This window comes from Albimonas marina, assembly GCF_029223255.1.
In the GTDB taxonomy this organism is placed as follows: Bacteria; Pseudomonadota; Alphaproteobacteria; order Rhodobacterales; family Rhodobacteraceae; genus Albimonas.
In genome coordinates this window covers 288,845-303,745 of sequence record NZ_JARHUC010000009.1, presented here as the reverse complement: position 1 = coordinate 303,745, position 14,901 = coordinate 288,845, and the positions used below count along the sequence as shown (strand labels likewise).

Below are 14,901 nucleotides of genomic sequence, written 5' to 3'. Positions count from 1 at the left end.
AACCGAAAAGGGAGGAAGACCATGATGAAGATCGCGCGCAGGACGGCGCTGGGACTGATGGCGGGGGCGCTGGCGCTCGCCGCCGCGCCGGCGGTCGCCCAGGACAAGCCCACGCTGAAGTTCTCGGCGGTGTTCTCCGAGCAGGACATCCGCGCCGAGATGATGAAGCGGCTGAAGGGCGGCGTCTCGGACGTGGCGACCATCGAGCCCTACTACGGCGGCACGCTGTTCAAGCAGGGCACCGAGATCATCGCCATCCAGCGCGGCAACCTGGACATGGGCAACGTCGCGCCCCAGGACATCGCCAACCAGATCCCGGCCTTCTCGATCCTGACCTCGGCCTACCTGTTCCGCGACGCCGCCCACCTGAAGGCGTTCTTCGACAGCGACGCGGGCGCCGAGATGAAGAAGCTGGCCGAGGACCAGCTGGGCATCCACATCCTCGGCCCGACCTACTTCGGGACCCGCCAGGTCGGCCTGCGCATCGACAAGCGCGTCGAGACCCCGGCCGACATGGCCGGCGTCAAGCTGCGCATGCCCGGCGGCGAGGCCTGGCAGTTCCTGGGCGAGGCGCTGGGCGCGAACCCCACGCCGATGGCGTACGCCGAGGTCTACACCGGCCTGCAGACCGGCGCGATCGACGGCCAGGACAACCCCCTGCCCAACGTCGAGAACATGAAGTTCTACGAGGTGATGAAGCAGATCGTCCTGACCTCGCACCTGGTGGGCTACGACCTGCTGGTGATCTCGAAGAAGGCCTACGAGGGCATGTCGGACGCCGACCGCGCCGCCTTCGACAAGGCCGCCGACGAGGCCATCGCCTGGTCGACCGAGCAGCACCTGGCGCGCGAGCAGAAGCTGGCCGACAGCTTCAAGGAGAAGGGGCTCGAGATCTACACGCCCGACGTGGACGCGTTCCGCGCCTTCGCGCAGAAGAAGTATCTCGACTCCGACCTCTCCTCGTCCTGGCCCGAGGGGATGCTGGACCGGATCAACGCGCTGTGACGCCGACCGCGCCCGGGGCCGGGGCCGGCCCCCGTCCCGGGCGCGGATGAAAGGAACGCCGGGATGATGGATCGCCTGGTCCCGCTGGGCGGCTGGCTGCACCGCCGGGCCGAGAACGTCGCCGTCGCGATGCTGGCGGTGATGTTCGCGGCCTTCGTGGTGCAGGTCGCCTTCCGCTACCTGCTGAACCTGCCCGTCGGCTGGGCCTCGGAGCTGACGCTGGTGATGTGGCTGTGGCTGGTGCTGTGGGGCGCGGGCCTGGTGCTGCCCGAGCGCGAGGAGATCCGCTTCGACGTGGTCTGGTCGGCGGTCGGGGCGAGGACCCGGCGCTGGATGCAGGGGATCGCGGCGGCGGCGCTGCTCGTGCTCTACGGCGCCTCGCTGCCCGCGGCCTGGGACTTCGTGAGCTTCATGAAGATCCAGAAGACCACCTACCTCAAGATCCGCTACGACCACCTGTTCATGGTCTTCATGATCTTCGCCGTCGCGGTTCTGATCCGCTACGCCTGGCTGTTCGTGCAGGCGCTGCGCAGCCGGCCGGAGCGCGGCGAGCGCAACCTCGAGGACCTGCCGTGATCGCCATCGACCCGTTCGCGGCTTCGGTCGTCTCGATCGTCGCGCTGGCGCTGCTCGGGCTGCCGATCGGGCACGCGATGATCGCCTCGTCGGTGCTCTACCTGATGATGTCCGGGCTGGACCTGGGGACCGCGGCCGAGCAGATGCTGAACGGCCTGTTCTCCAGCTACATCCTGCTGGCCGTTCCCCTGTTCATCCTGGCCGCGGAGCTGATGAACGCGGGCGCGATGACCTCGCGGCTGCTCGCCTTCTGCAACGCCTTCGTGGGGCGCTTCCGCGGGGGGCTCGCGCTGGTCAACGTGGCGCAGTCGGTGATCTTCGCGGGCATGTCGGGCTCGGCCATCGCGGACGCGGCCGGCACCGGCAAGCTGATGCAGAAGATGATGACCGAGGGGGGCAAGTATCCGCCCGCCTTCGCCGCGGCGCTGACCGCCTCCTCCGCCGTCATCGGCCCGATCATCCCGCCCTCGATCCCGGTGGTGATCTACGCCCTAGTCTCGGACGCCTCCATCGGCTTCCTGTTCCTGGCGGGCGTGGTCCCGGGGCTGATGATGGGCCTGATGCAGGCGGGGCTGATCGTGGGCGTCTCCCGCCGGCGCCGCTTTCCGGTCGAGGCGCCGGTCCCCGTGCGCGAGCTGCCGGGCGTGACTTTCCGGGCGCTGCCGGCGCTGCTGATGCCCGCGGTGCTGCTGGGCGGCATCTACGGCGGCGCCACCACGCCGACCGAGGCGGCGGCGATCGCGGCGCTCTACGCGCTGCTGGTCTCGACCTTCCTCTACCGCTCGATCACGCCGGCGAGCCTCTACGCCTCGCTCTCGGGGGCGGCGCGCACGACGATCTCGATCGGGATGCTGATCGCGGGGGCCATCGTCTACAACTACGTGGTCACGCTCGAGAACATCCCGACGGCGCTGTCGGCCTGGCTGGCGGGGTTCGACCTGTCGCCCATCGCCTTCCTGCTGATGGTCAACGCCATCCTGCTGATGCTGGGCTGCCTGCTGGAGGGGACCACGATCCTGCTGGTGATCGTGCCGGTCTTCATCCCCACGGCGAACGCGCTGGGGATCGACATGGTGCATTTCGGGATCGTCTGCGTGGTGAACATCATGCTGGGGCTGATCACGCCGCCCTACGGGCTGCTGCTGTTCGTGATGGCCTCGATCTCCGGACAGCCGCTGCAGGCCATCGCGCGCGAGGCGCTGCCGTTCCTGCTGGCGATGCTGGCCGCGCTGGCGCTGATAACCTTCTTCCCGGGGCTGTCGCTGTGGCTGCCCCGTCTCTTCGGCTACCAGGGGTGAGCATGAGCGGCGCGATCTGGGTCCTGAACGGCCCGAACCTGAACCGGCTGGGCAAGCGCGAGCCCGAGATCTACGGCAAGACCACGCTCGCCGAGGTCGAGGCGATGTGCCGGGCCGAGGCGGGGGCCTTCCCGCTGGAGTTCCGCCAGACCAACTCCGAGGCCGAGCTGATCGGCTGGATCCACGAGGCGATCGACGCGGACGCCGCGGGCGTGCTGATCAACCCCGCCGCCTTCACCTTCTACTCGATGGCGGTGATGGACGCGCTGAAGATGGTCCCCTGCCCGCTGATCGAGCTGCACATCTCCAACGTCCACAAGCGCGAGGAGATCTACCACCACTCGCTGGTCTCGCCGGTGGCGACGGCGGTGATGGCGGGGCTGGGCGCGCGCGGATACCGGCTGGCGGTGCGCGCGCTGATGGAGATGGCCGAGGACTGATCGGGCCTCCGGATCCGCCCTGCCGGATCGACCGGATCGCGCCCCGGGACGAGGGCGGGGCCCTGGAGGCGCGGCCCGGCGGGCCCTCGCCCCGACGGATCGCCATGCGCCCGGAGGCCGGTCGTTCGACCGGACCGGGGCCTCGCGCATCCCCCCGCACGAAGGGGCGCCGGACGCGCGGGTCCGCTCGCCCGGACCCGGCCCGGCGCCTTCCGCCGACCCGGGCCGCCTACGCGCTCCCCTTCCCCACGCTCGCCCGGCGACGCGACGGCCTCCGCAACGATCCCGAAGTGAAGCGTTTTAATCTTACGGAACGTAAGGTAGGCTCAGACCGAAGGCTTTACCGGGTGAGGAAACATGCTTCGTTTCGCGTTTGTCGCAGCGCTTCTCTTCGCCGCCGTGCCGGTCGGCGAGGCCGTCGCGCAGGGCAAGGGCGGCGGCAAGCAGGAGGCCGAACCCGCCCCCGCGCCCCGGGACTGCTCGATCAAGGTCCGCGTCGTGAGCACGGCCACCTGCACCAGCGGCCGCCAGCGGGTCCGGATCTGCACCGGCGGCGGCAAGCCCCGCACCATCGAACCGCAAAGCTGCGTCTGAGCGCATGACCGATCCGGGCGAAGACAGGCCGCCCCCCCTCGGCGCCCGCCTGGCCGGGATCCGGTGGGGCTCCGTCGCAGGCTGGCTCGCCCTTGTCGTCGTCGCGCTCGTCGCGCTGGGCTCCTGGCGGCCCGCGGTCTGGCCGTTCAAGACCTACGGCGCCATCTATGTCGACAGCCCCGAGGTCTACACGCGCGAGCGTCTGGTGAACGACCGCTACGACCAGGACCACTGGCTGCGCAACCAGCTCCAGGCGCTCGACCTCGATCCCACCCTGATCGCGCGGATGATCGGGGAGTCGCTGACCATGGACGCGCGCGCCCCCGCGCAGGCCCAGGGCGCCGCGGCCGGAGGCCCCGCCCCGGCCGGCGAGGTCTCGCTGCGCGAGCTCGACTTCTCCGACAAGTTCACGATCATCTCGGGCGTGCGCGACCGCATCCGGCAGATGATCCTCGAGAACATGCTCGACGACCGGCACGACCTGCTGGGCAACACGATGTACGGGTTCAAGTTCGACACCACGGTCCTGCCCGGCGCCAACACCGTCGACCGGGCCTTCGTCCGCGTCCACGTGTCGATCGAGCGGTTCTTCGCGCCGGGCGACCCGTCCTCGGCCGTGCCGGGGCTGGCGCCGCACCTGTCGGCGGCGCTGCAGACGTCGGGGCCGGACCGGACGCGGCTGGCGGCCTATGACGAGCACTACGCCAACTGGCTGGCGAACATCGAGATCCGGCTGAACAACTTCATCGCCGGCTACTACGCGCTGAACGCGCCGGGCTGCCCGTCGAAGGACAGCTGGGCCCCCGCAGGCGCGATCGGCAAGGAGATCGCCGTCCATCGCGACAGCCTGCGGGTGCAGGAAGCCAGGCTGCGCGGCGCCCGCGAGACCGCGGAGAAGGCCGACGAGGAGCTCCTGACGCTGGAGCTCGAGGCGCAGCGCCAGGGCGGCGGCGCGGCCCCGCACGCGCGCCCGGCGGATCCGCTCGCCGCCGCGCCCGTCGATCCGCTGGCGCAGGCGCGCAAGGCCGCCGACGACGCGCGGGCGGAGGTCGAGCAGCTGGAGCGGCTCGTCGAGCGCTCGCATGTCGCGATCGGGCGCCTGCTGCTGACCCGCGACCGCTCGCTGGTGGACGACGTCACGGTGCGCGCCCTGCAGACCGTGCTCTCGATCCCGACCGACGTGATCCAGGCCAGCATCGACGAGAGCGAGCCGCTGCGCGACCCGCGCATGCTGCAGACGGACGAGCTGGACCTGCGCGAACCCGAACCCTGGCGGCGCTTCTTCGACCTGGTGCGCAAGGAGGTGCTGACCGATTGCGGACCGCGTCCGCAGTTCCTGGTGCGCAAGGCGCAGGACACGCTCTACATGATCGCGGCCGACGAGACCGGCGAGTTCCCCGACTGGGCGCGGCCCTACTACTACCCGGTCCGCACGGCCTCGGCGATGCAGGCCGACGTCGGCGAGGGGCGGAGCTGGGACGACGCCTTCGTCGCGGTCAGCTACGACGGTCAGCTGAACTCGCTGGACGAATACGCGGCCCTCGTCCCCCGCTTCAACTTCCCGGCCGCCTACCTGGCCGAGGCCCGCGCGCGCGACGAGACCCACAAGTTCTGCCAGGAGCCGCAATTCGATCTCGCCGGCTGTCCCGCCGGCCGGGCGGTGGAGGCCTATACGGTCAACGGCGGTCTCTTCAACCTGATCGAGCAGCTCGCCAAGCAGGACGCCTACTCCTACGCGATCTTCCCCAAGAGCGACGCGGAAGGCGTGCTCCTGCGGCGCAAGCTCGAGGCGCGGGCCGGGCTCGGCGGCTGGCTGGGCCTGGGCCGCGCGTCGGACGAGCAGGCCGCGGATGCGAGCGCGGTCCTCGTCGGCTTCGGCGACAGCCGCATCGAGGAGGAAGGCAAGGGCGACGGCGACGGCAAGGCGATCGAGTTCGGCTGGGTGATCGCCCCGCCCGACGGCGGCGATCCCGTGCAGCGCACCCAGATGGCCCTGATCTCGGTCCCCGCCTGGGCGGACGAGGTGAACTTCGAGGTGACGACCGGCTGGCTGGACGACGACTCGCGCGAGACGATCGACGTGTCCACCTACCCGGTGCGGGTGCCGCTGCCGCCCGATTTCGAGGCGCTGGACATCGTGATCTGGGGCGGCGCGCTCGACGTGCAGCGCCGGCCGATCATCCTGGACGATTTCATGGATCCGCCGCACGGCGCGATGGTGCTGGAGGCCTGCCAGCCGGCCGCGATCCTCATCCCCGGCACGCGCCTCTGGCGCAGCACGGCGGTGACGCTGGGGGGGCAGACCGCCTCGCGCATCCGCGTGCTGCCGAACATGGACGGCATCGTCGCGGAATTCGGTCCCGTCGCCCCGCCCGGCCGTCGGGCCGACGACGGCGGCGAACAGCGCATCCTGCGGGTCTGGACGAGCGAAGGGTCGGCGACCTCCGCCAAGGAGATCCGGGTGCTCATGCCGGAGGGGGTCGACCGGCGCTGCGAAGAGGACGCGCCGGAGCGCTGACGCGCTGCGCCCCGGCCCTCGGCCTCAGCGCTGGATGCGCCCCTGGGAGGCGCCGCAGGAGCAGGGATTGCCCACCGGCGCGGGGTTGACGAAGCAGATCGTCGTCGGCGTCACGCACTTGGAACTGTAGGTCTGCGCGAGCCGCAGGACCCCGCCGTCCGACTCCAGGGTCGAGCGCGACGCGGGCGCGGCGGGCTCGGCCGTCGGGACCGCCGACCACGGCGCCGCCGCCGCGGCGAAGATGCCAAGGGCCGAGACGGCCATGGCGATGCCTGAGATTCTCACTGCGGATAGGCTCCGGAACTTGTTTCGTGAGCGCTTGCTTGGGCGGACCTTGCGTAAGCATAGCAGGCCCGCACCGCAGGATGAAGCCGCCCATGACTTCCCCGTGCGGATCGAGGCGGATGCGCCCGCCCGGGCGGGGCGTCTTCCCGCCCTGGACATCGAGGCCGGCGGCACCGACCGGGCCCCTTCGATGCGGATCGACGCCCGATCTCCGCGGAGCCGGCGGGAGCGGCGTCGCATCGGCGAGGCGGCGGCAGACGGCGGCATGACGCGAGAGAATGCGCTCGGTCGATGCGCCGGGGACGCTGCAGGCCCGGCCGCCTCGACCGATCACGGCCCTGCAAGCCGCCTCCGTCCCGGCCTCCGCTCCGGGTTCAACCGTCCAGCGGCAGGTTGCGCCCCCCGACCCAGCCGCCGTCCACGACGATCGTCTGACCGGTCACGAAGCTGGCGTCGTCGGAGGCGAGGAAGGCCACCACCGAGGCGATCTCCTCGGGGGCGCCGTAGCGGCGCAGCGGCGTGTTCGCGATGAAGTTGCGCTGGTAGAGCGGGTTCTCATGCACGTTCTTCGAGGTCATCGGCGTCTCGATGCACCCCGGCGCCACCGCGTTGACCCGGATCCCCTCGGGGCCCAGCTCGGCGGCCAGCTGGTTGGTCATCTGGCGCACCGCGGCCTTGGTCGGCGCATAGGCCGCCGTCCCCGGGTAGCCCACGAAGGCGAGCGACGACGAGGTCGAAATGATCGCCCCGCCCGGCCGCGTCAGGTGCGGGAGCACGTCCCGCGTCACCCGCATCACCGCCAGCAGGTTGACCGCAAGGAACCGCTCCAGATGCGCGTCGTCCGAGTCCTCCAGCCGCTTCGAGCCGCCGATCCCGGCGTTGTTGAACAGGATGTCGATGCGCCCGAAGGCGTCCAGCGCGGCCTGCGCCAGGCGCGGTCCCGCGTCCGCGTCGGTGACGTCCAGGAGCATGGGCGTGGCGCCGATCCGCGCCGCCGTCTCGGCCACGTGGTCCTGGCGGTCGGCGATCAGCACCTGCGCGCCCTCGGCGACGAGGCGGGCGGCGGTCGCGGCGCCGATGCCGCCGGCGGCGCCGGTGACGATGGCCGCGCGGCCTTCCAGTCTGCGGGGGATCTGCATGGGGACGGTCTCCGGATGGGGCGAGGGGAACGGCGGTCGGCCGGGCGCGTCGGCCAGAATACGGCGCGCAGGCGTGATGGCGAGCGTCGACGATGCGGCCGCGCGGCGCGCCCCCGAGGCGCCTGCGCGCAGCCGGTCCGGGCGATCGCCTGACGACGATGCGGCGCCCCGGCACGAGCCCTCGGCTTCGGCAGGTCTGGGGCCGGATCCCGGTCGAGAAGGCTTTTCCCGTCCGCCGTCGCCCGTCCTCCGCGCTCACTTCAGCCCGAAGAACCGGGTCAGTCGGACGCGGAGATAGCTGTCGTCGGCGAAGGCGTCGAAGGGGGCGCTCTGGTCGAAGCCGAGGAAGGCCTGGGCTTCGAGGCCGAGGCTGAGGTTGGGGGCGATGCGGCGCTCGAACTCCAGGCGCACGCCGACCGCGCCGTCGCCCAGGTCCACCGAGCCGAGGATCAGGGCGGAGGTGTCGGAGACGTCGTTCAGCGCCAGGCGCGCGCCCAGGAACAGGTCGTTCTGCCAGGGCGTCAGCGCGTCCTCGCCGCGCTGGTCCCAGGCGTATTCGGCGATCAGGCCGAGGTCGCCGGGCGTGTCGAGCACGCCGTAGAGCGTGTGCTCGACGCCGCCGGTGGCGGCGAGGTAGCTCTCCTCGACGAAGGACAGGTTGCGCTGGCCGGAGCGGTGGATCCCCTCGAACTTCCACAGCGTCGCGTCGGAGGTGTACTGCAGGTCGAGGCCGACCTGGGTGATGCGCTCGTAGAACGGGCGCAGGGCGCCGCCGGGGTCGAGGAACAGGGCGGGCTCCCGGCCGAGGCCGTGGAAGGCCGAGAGGCCGAAGTCCACGTCGCCCGCCACGCCCGCGAAGCGGGCGGCGAAGCTGGGGGTCCATTCCTCGGCGCCGGTGTCGTAGACGGGGCGCGCGTCCGCCACGGGCGGGTTCAGGCGCAGGCGGCCCGTGCGGCCGGGCGTCGGACGCTCGCGGAAGTACGGCAGGTAGAACAGCGACAGCTCGCCCAGCTCGCTCAGCCACCCCACGCGGAGCATCGGCTGGCCGAGGCGGGTCTCGTTGTCGATGTCCTCGATCCGGTCGTCCTGGGCGACGATGTCGACGAGGTGCACCGCCTCGGTCTTGGCCCAGAACACCGTGTCGATCCCGATGCGGAAGCTCCAGTCGTCGCGGTAGAGGTCGAGCTTCGCCTCGCGCAGGTCGACATGGGTGCGGCGGTCGTCGGCGGCGTCGAGTCGGGCGAAGGGCGTGATGCGCAGCACGGCGTCGCCGCCCGCCCATTCGGCGAGGAAGGTCGCCTTGCCGGCGACCGAGACGTCGTCTCGCCGCTGGCCGGCGAACTGCGGGGATTGCAGGAAGCCGGTCCCCTCCAGCTCGATCTCGCCGAAGAGGTCGTAGGCTTCGGGCGCGAGGCCCTCGGCCGACGCGGGCCCGGCGGCCAGCAGCAGCGCCGCCAGCGCGGCGGCCGTCCGCTCAGCGCGAAAAGGTCTTGAGACGCTGGGCACTGAAGTCGTCTTCGCGAAGGCCGGAGCGGAACCGATAGTTCGACCAGATCAGGTCGGTCTCCTTCCCGGTCTGGTGATTGACCATGCGCATCAGGTCGGGCCGCCAGTACCGGCCCAGGTATTGCTGGTAGCCGGAGAAGGTCAGCGTCTTCTCCAGCGCGCCGCGGCGGTTGTGGAAGGCGACCTGCTGGAAGCGGAAGTGCTGCGCGTCCAGCCAGACCGTGCGGCGCGAGTAGCCCGACGCGGCATTCCTGGGAAAGCTGTCGACGACGTGGCAGGTCAGCGAGGGCGCGTTCGGGCACGGCTCGTCGCGCAGCCATTCGTAGGTGTAGTCGGGCACCTCCTGGCTGGTCAGGTCCTCGTAGGAGAATTCCGATGAGACGAACTTGCCGGTGCGGTTGGAGGACGAGATCCGCTTCTCGCGCTTCACCGCGGGCAGATAGAGCCACTGGTCGTCGTCCTGCGGCTCGATGTTGGCATGCGTCAGCAGGGCGGTGCCGCGGATGTCGCGGGGCCGGGAGAAGACGATGATCGCGAGATCGCCGACGGACGGGTCGGGACGCTCGACGTTGAGGGACTCGAACACCCGGCGGCTCTCGGCGCCGCCCTTGTCGCGCAGGACCATCTCCCCCTCGACCGAGAAGTCGCCCCAGCCGCGGTCGCGGTCCTTGGCCTCCTGCGCGATGGCGAGGCCTTTCTCCTGCGCGGACTGGGCGTGCGCGCCGGGGGGGACGAGCAGGGCGACGGCCAGGGCGAGAACCCCGGCGGCGGCGGCGACCTTGGACACGGAGGGTCTCCTCTTGTCGAGCCGGATCAGGAGGGCGGGCATGATCAGCAGGTCCGCGACGAGCGCGATGGAGATGGTGATGGCGGTCAGCTCGGCCATCTCGCCGTTCACCGCGAAGCCGGACTGGGCGAGGATGCCGAAGCCCGCGACGAGGCTGAGCGTGGTGACGATCATCGCCATGCCGACCTTGGCGAAGGCCTGGCGGACCGCGTCCTCGGCCGAGGCGCCGGCGCGGCGGGCGGCGGAATACTTGGACAGGAAGTGCACGGTGTCGTCGACGACGACGCCCAGCGTGGCCGCCAGCACCACCGAGATCGCCAGCGTCACCTCGCCGACCAGCCAGCCCCAGGCGCCGAAGCCCATCAGCGCGGGGGCGACGTTGGGGACCAGGCTCAGCGCGCCGATCTTCAGGTCGCGCAGCGCCAGCATGATCAGGCCCGAGATCCCCACCAGCGCCACCAGCGAGCCGACCAGCATCGCGCGCACGTCGCGGTAGGAGATCAGGCTGAAGACGTAGTCGATGCCCGTGGGGGTGATCATCGGCACGTCGGGATATTTCGCCTCCCAGGCCGCCTGGGCGATGGGCGCGTTCTCGCGCAGCCAGTCGCCGGCGCGCAGCGACAGCTCGCGCATCTCGGCGGTGGAGGTGCGGGCCATGGGCACGCCGACGCGCAGGATCTCGCGCTGGATGTCGACCTGGTCGGTCAGGTCCATGCCGTAGCCGAGGGAGAGCTCGTAGAGCAGCAGGTACTGCGCCGCCGCCTCGGCCTCGGTCGGCAGGCGGAGGAAGTCGCGATCGTCGCCGTGCATGTTCATGTTCAGGCGCTTGATCGTGTCGGTCAGCGAGGTGACGGTCGTCGCCTCCGGCTGCGCGCGCAGCCAGTCGACGAAGGCCGAGACCTCGGCCAGGAAGGCCGGGTCGTTGACGCCCCCCGGCTCGCCCGCGGGCAGCGGCCAGTTCAGCACGTTCACGCCGGTCAGGTTGTCCTCGACGAAGTCGGTGTTCTGGCGGAAGGCGTAGCGCTCGTCGAAATAGCGGGGGAAGTCGTCCTCGAGCTTGAGCTGGCTGAAGCCGGCCAGCAGCGCCACCGCGCAGGCCATGCCCCCCAGCAGGACCGCGCGGCTGTTGGCGATGACGAACTCGGCGATGCGCCCGGTCAGCGCCTGCGCGGCGGGGCGCGTGGTCGAGCGGCGGATCGGCAGGTAGGTGATCAGCGCCGGCAGCAGGGTCAGGGTGTAGAGCATCCCCGCCAGCACCCCCACGGCGACGATGTTGCCCAGCTGCCGGAAGGGCGGCGAGATCGAGAAGTTCAGGCACAGGAAGCCCAGCGCCGTGGTCACGCTGGCCAGCACGATGGCGCCCATGTGGTCGGTCAGCGTGCGGCGCGCCCATTCCTTGCGGTCGTCGGTGTCCAGCATCGCCTGGCGGCAGGCCGACAGCACATGCACCGCCGAGGCCACCACCAGCGTCATGATGTAGAGGGGCGAGAGCACCGTGATCAGGTTGAGCTGATAGCCCAGCCATCCCGCCGCCCCCAGCCCCGCCAGCGCCGAGAGGATGATCATCAGCAGCACCGCGAGGCTGGCGAGGATCGAGCGGATCGCCAGCCCCACGATCAGCAGGATCAGCAGGAACATCGGGCCGAACAGCGTCTGCCCGTCCTCCTGCCCCGCCACGTTGAACTGGTTGTTGGTCAGGATGATGCCGGCGGCTCGGAGCTCGACGCCCGGGTGCGCGGCCTCGATCTCGGCGCGCAGGGCCTCGTATTCGCCGACGACCTCGGGGATCTCGACCTCCTGGTCGACGCCGGGCAGCGAGAAGGCGATCTGCACGCCGGTCGCCGCCGTGCCGTCGGCGGGCAGGAAGCCGGTGCCGATCAGCTCCGGGCGGTCGAGCGCGATGGCCTTCGCCTCGGCGGCTTCCTCGGGCGTGACCGAGGCGGGGTCGGGGACCAGGTCGCGCACCACCAGCCCGTCGTCGCCGTCGGCGTAGGTGTGCTGGAAGTTGGTGATGGAATCGACCCGGCGCACGAAGGGCAGATACCAGGCCCGCTCGGTCAGCTCGCCCACCGCGGCGAGCGTCTCGGGCGTGAAGACCTCGCCGTCCTTCGGGGCGACGGCGACGATCATCGTGTCGTTCTTGTTGAAGGTCGCCTCGAACTCGTCCAGCGCCTGCCGGTCGGGGTTCTCCTGCGCGAAGAAGATCCGCGCATCCGCGTTCAGCGGCACGATCCCGCCGATCTGCGCCACCGACAGTCCGATCAGCGCGACGGTCATCGCCAGCCACAGGGCGCGCAGTCGGACGATGGCTTCGGCGACGCGCGCCGAGACGCCTCCCGTCGGTTGGAGCGGTGTCATGGCGGCCCCTATCCCCCCGGTCTATGACGCCAAGTAAGCCCACGCCGGGGAAGCCGCTGTCAACCGTCGCGCGCGAAAATTGTTTCAAGTCGCCGACTCCACTTTCCGCAACGTCTTCAATATGGTTGTCTGAAAGTGACGTGAGGTGAATCGCGCAACGGCCAGGGCCGCCGCGCGGCTGTCGTCGCGCGGAGGGGCAACCGGCGTCGCGGTCCGGAGGTCCGGGCCGAAGGGGGGGATCGAGCGATCATGCAGGCCGCGAGCGAGATCGCCCGGACCGACTGGCCCTCGCCGCTCGACCGGATGACGACGCGCTCGCAGGACGTGCTGTCGCGATACGTCGAGGAGATCCGCCACCCCCGCGGGGAGCCGATCTTCCGCATCGGGGACGAGTCCGACGGCTTCTACATCATCGACGACGGCCTGGTGCGGATCGAGCTCGACGCCGCCGACCGCGACCCGGACGAGCAGGACAACGTGCTCGCCTTTCTCGAGCCCGGGACGATCCTGGGCGAGCTGAGCCTGCTGGACGAACTGCCCCGCAGCGCCTCGGCGGTGGCGCAGACCGACCTCAGGCTGCGCAAGGTCTCCCGCGATGCGCTGGAGCTGCTGAAGCGGGATCACCCCGAGGTCGGCATGGCGCTGATCGGCGCGCTGGGGCGCGCGGCGGCGCTGAAGCTGCGCAGCACGTCGGGGCGGCTCGACAACCTGATCGCCTCGAAGCGCGACCCGGTGGTCGAGGAGATGATCTCCCGCGCCGAGGCGGCGATGGCGCAGATCCAGGACTGGCCGGAGCGGCGGATCGACGACCTGACCTTCGCGCTCGCCCGCGCGGTGGAGGCCGAGGCCGAGGCGCTGGCGACGCTCGCCGTCGAAGAGACGGGCATGGGCGACGCCGCCGACAAGACGATGAAGAACCGGGTGGCGAGCCTGGGCGTCTGGCACTCGTTCAACGGCCGCCGGGGGGCGGGCGTGGTGGCCGCGCACCGGCTGGACGGGGTGCTGGAGGTGGCGTGCCCCGCGGGCGTGATCTTCGCGGTGGTGCCGGCGACCAACCCGACCTCGACCTTCATCTTCAAGACGCTGATCGCGATCAAGTCGCGCAACGCCGTCATCCTCAGCCCCAACCGCGACGCGCTGGGCTGCTGCGGGCGGGTCGGCGAGATCGTGGTCGAGACGCTGGCCCGGCACGGCGCGCCGGTGGACCTGGTGCAGTGGATCTCGGGGCGCGGCGGCTCGCGCAAGCAGGTGGTCACCTTCATGGGCCATCCGCGCATCGCGCTGGTGCTGGCGACCGGCGGGCCCAGCCTGGTCAAGGCGGCCTACAGCTCCGGCAACCCGGCGATCGGCGTGGGCTCGGGCAACGCGCCGACGCTGATCTGCGCCGACGCCGACGTGGCCCATGCGGCGGCGAGCGTCGCGGCCTCGAAATCCTTCGACAACGGCCTGATCTGCGGGGCGGAGCACAACCTTCTGGCGGTCGCCGCGATCCGCGACCGTTTCGTCGCGGCGCTGGAGGCGAACGGCGTCGCGGTGCTGGACCCGGCCGAGACCGCGCGGTTCCACGAGCGCGCCCTCGACGCCCGCCGCGGCGGCCTGTCGGGCGACCTGACCGGGCGCCCCGCGCGCGAGATCGCCGAGCGGATCGGGGTCGAGCGGCCCTTTCCCATCCGGGTGATCGTCGTCCCCGACGCGCGCATCGCCAAGGACAACCCCCTCTCGCGGGAGAAGATGGCCCCGGTTCTCAGCCTCTACACGGTGGCGGACGAGACGGAGGGCTTCGACGCCGCCCGCCGCCTGCTGGAGATCGACGGGCTGGGCCACACCGCCATCATCCACACCCGCGACCGCGCCCGCGCGCGACGGTTCGGCGAGGCGATGACGGCCAGCCGGATCCTGGTGAATTCGCCCGGCGCGCACGGGGTCGTCGGCATGTCCACGGGGCTCAGCCCCTCGCTCACGCTGGGCTGCGGGACGTTCGGGGGAACGTCGACCACGGACAACGTGACCTACACCCACGTGCGCAACATCAAGCGCATCGCCTTCTACTCGCCCGGCCGGCTGATGCTGCTGAGCGACACGGCGATGCGGATGGTGCGGCGGAGAAGTCTCATGGTCAGCAAGGTGGGGAGGGCCCTCTCATGGCTACGTTTCAGGAAGTCGTCGATCTGATCGCCGACCAGCTCGGGGCGGACCCGTCCGAGGTCACGCCCGACGCGCGCATCGCCGAGGACCTGGGCGCGGAATCCGCCGACGTGGCCAACATCGTGGCCGCCGTCGAGGACCGCATGGGCATCGTCGTCCCCGAGGACCGGATCGCCGAGATCGCGACCGTGAACGACCTGTTCCTCGCGCTTCAGAAGGCCTGAGGCCGGACCGCGGCCGCGCGCCGCGA

At 71.0% G+C, this 14,901-nt stretch carries 12 protein-coding genes; 8 read left to right on the top strand and 4 right to left on the bottom strand.

Translation table 11 applies throughout. The annotated features are described in order from the left end of the window. The first annotated feature begins 21 nt into the window (after positions 1–21). From dctP to P2H44_RS22515, 6 genes are all read left to right on the top strand, one after another. Positions 22–1,005: a TRAP transporter substrate-binding protein DctP gene (gene dctP, locus P2H44_RS22540; protein ID WP_275767288.1), complete on the top strand. Its 984-nt coding sequence runs from the start codon at positions 22–24 to the stop codon at positions 1,003–1,005. A gap of 63 nt (positions 1,006–1,068) precedes the next feature. Further along, positions 1,069–1,581: a TRAP transporter small permease gene (locus P2H44_RS22535; RefSeq protein ID WP_275767287.1), complete on the top strand. Its 513-nt coding sequence runs from the start codon at positions 1,069–1,071 to the stop codon at positions 1,579–1,581. Beyond that, positions 1,578–2,879, top strand: coding sequence for a TRAP transporter large permease (locus P2H44_RS22530; RefSeq protein ID WP_275767285.1), 1,302 nt, complete (start codon positions 1,578–1,580; stop codon positions 2,877–2,879). Before P2H44_RS22535 ends, P2H44_RS22530 begins: the two co-directional genes overlap by 4 nt. A 2-nt stretch (positions 2,880–2,881) precedes the next feature. After that, on the top strand, positions 2,882–3,319 hold the full coding sequence (locus P2H44_RS22525; RefSeq protein ID WP_275767283.1) for a type II 3-dehydroquinate dehydratase: 438 nt from the start codon (positions 2,882–2,884) through the stop codon (positions 3,317–3,319). Between the two features lie 357 nt (positions 3,320–3,676). Next, a complete protein-coding gene (locus P2H44_RS22520; RefSeq protein ID WP_275767281.1) occupies positions 3,677–3,913 on the top strand; it encodes a hypothetical protein in 237 nt (78 codons plus the stop codon). 4 nt (positions 3,914–3,917) lie between these two features. Then, positions 3,918–6,431, top strand: coding sequence for a hypothetical protein (locus P2H44_RS22515; protein ID WP_275767279.1), 2,514 nt, complete (start codon positions 3,918–3,920; stop codon positions 6,429–6,431). A 24-nt stretch (positions 6,432–6,455) separates the two neighbouring features. Here the strand turns inward: P2H44_RS22515 and P2H44_RS22510 are convergent, their stop codons facing one another. From P2H44_RS22510 to P2H44_RS22495, 4 genes are all read right to left on the bottom strand, one after another. After that, a complete protein-coding gene (locus P2H44_RS22510; protein ID WP_275767278.1) occupies positions 6,456–6,716 on the bottom strand; it encodes a hypothetical protein in 261 nt (86 codons plus the stop codon). A gap of 374 nt (positions 6,717–7,090) precedes the next feature. Next, a complete protein-coding gene (locus P2H44_RS22505; RefSeq protein WP_275767276.1) occupies positions 7,091–7,855 on the bottom strand; it encodes an SDR family NAD(P)-dependent oxidoreductase in 765 nt (254 codons plus the stop codon). Between the two features lie 255 nt (positions 7,856–8,110). Continuing rightward, complete coding sequence (locus P2H44_RS22500) at positions 8,111–9,361, bottom strand: hypothetical protein (protein ID WP_275767275.1); 1,251 nt, start codon at positions 9,359–9,361, stop codon at positions 8,111–8,113. Further along, positions 9,330–12,506 (bottom strand): outer membrane lipoprotein-sorting protein, encoded by a 3,177-nt coding sequence (locus tag P2H44_RS22495; protein WP_275767274.1) that lies wholly within the window; start codon positions 12,504–12,506, stop codon positions 9,330–9,332. Before P2H44_RS22495 ends, P2H44_RS22500 begins: the two co-directional genes overlap by 32 nt. A gap of 249 nt (positions 12,507–12,755) precedes the next feature. Here P2H44_RS22495 and P2H44_RS22490 point away from each other — a divergent pair, with 249 nt between their 5' ends. Both P2H44_RS22490 and P2H44_RS22485 read left to right on the top strand, forming a co-directional pair. Continuing rightward, positions 12,756–14,678, top strand: coding sequence for an aldehyde dehydrogenase family protein (locus P2H44_RS22490; RefSeq protein WP_275767272.1), 1,923 nt, complete (start codon positions 12,756–12,758; stop codon positions 14,676–14,678). Continuing rightward, positions 14,648–14,875: an acyl carrier protein gene (locus P2H44_RS22485; protein WP_275767270.1), complete on the top strand. Its 228-nt coding sequence runs from the start codon at positions 14,648–14,650 to the stop codon at positions 14,873–14,875. Before P2H44_RS22490 ends, P2H44_RS22485 begins: the two co-directional genes overlap by 31 nt. The last annotated feature ends 26 nt before the right edge of the window (positions 14,876–14,901 follow it).

Bases quoted from the DNA above. Each gene is read 5' to 3' on its own strand.
- dctP (WP_275767288.1), top strand. From the start codon at position 22: ATGATGAAGATCGCGCGCAGGACGGCGCTGGGACTGATGGCGGGGGCG.
- P2H44_RS22535 (WP_275767287.1), top strand. From the start codon at position 1,069: ATGATGGATCGCCTGGTCCCGCTGGGCGGCTGGCTGCACCGCCGGGCC.
- P2H44_RS22525 (WP_275767283.1), top strand. From the start codon at position 2,882: ATGAGCGGCGCGATCTGGGTCCTGAACGGCCCGAACCTGAACCGGCTG.
- P2H44_RS22520 (WP_275767281.1), top strand. From the start codon at position 3,677: ATGCTTCGTTTCGCGTTTGTCGCAGCGCTTCTCTTCGCCGCCGTGCCG.
- P2H44_RS22515 (WP_275767279.1), top strand. From the start codon at position 3,918: ATGACCGATCCGGGCGAAGACAGGCCGCCCCCCCTCGGCGCCCGCCTG.
- P2H44_RS22505 (WP_275767276.1), bottom strand. From the start codon at position 7,855: ATGCAGATCCCCCGCAGACTGGAAGGCCGCGCGGCCATCGTCACCGGC.
- P2H44_RS22495 (WP_275767274.1), bottom strand. From the start codon at position 12,506: ATGACACCGCTCCAACCGACGGGAGGCGTCTCGGCGCGCGTCGCCGAA.
- P2H44_RS22490 (WP_275767272.1), top strand. From the start codon at position 12,756: ATGCAGGCCGCGAGCGAGATCGCCCGGACCGACTGGCCCTCGCCGCTC.
- P2H44_RS22485 (WP_275767270.1), top strand. From the start codon at position 14,648: ATGGCTACGTTTCAGGAAGTCGTCGATCTGATCGCCGACCAGCTCGGG.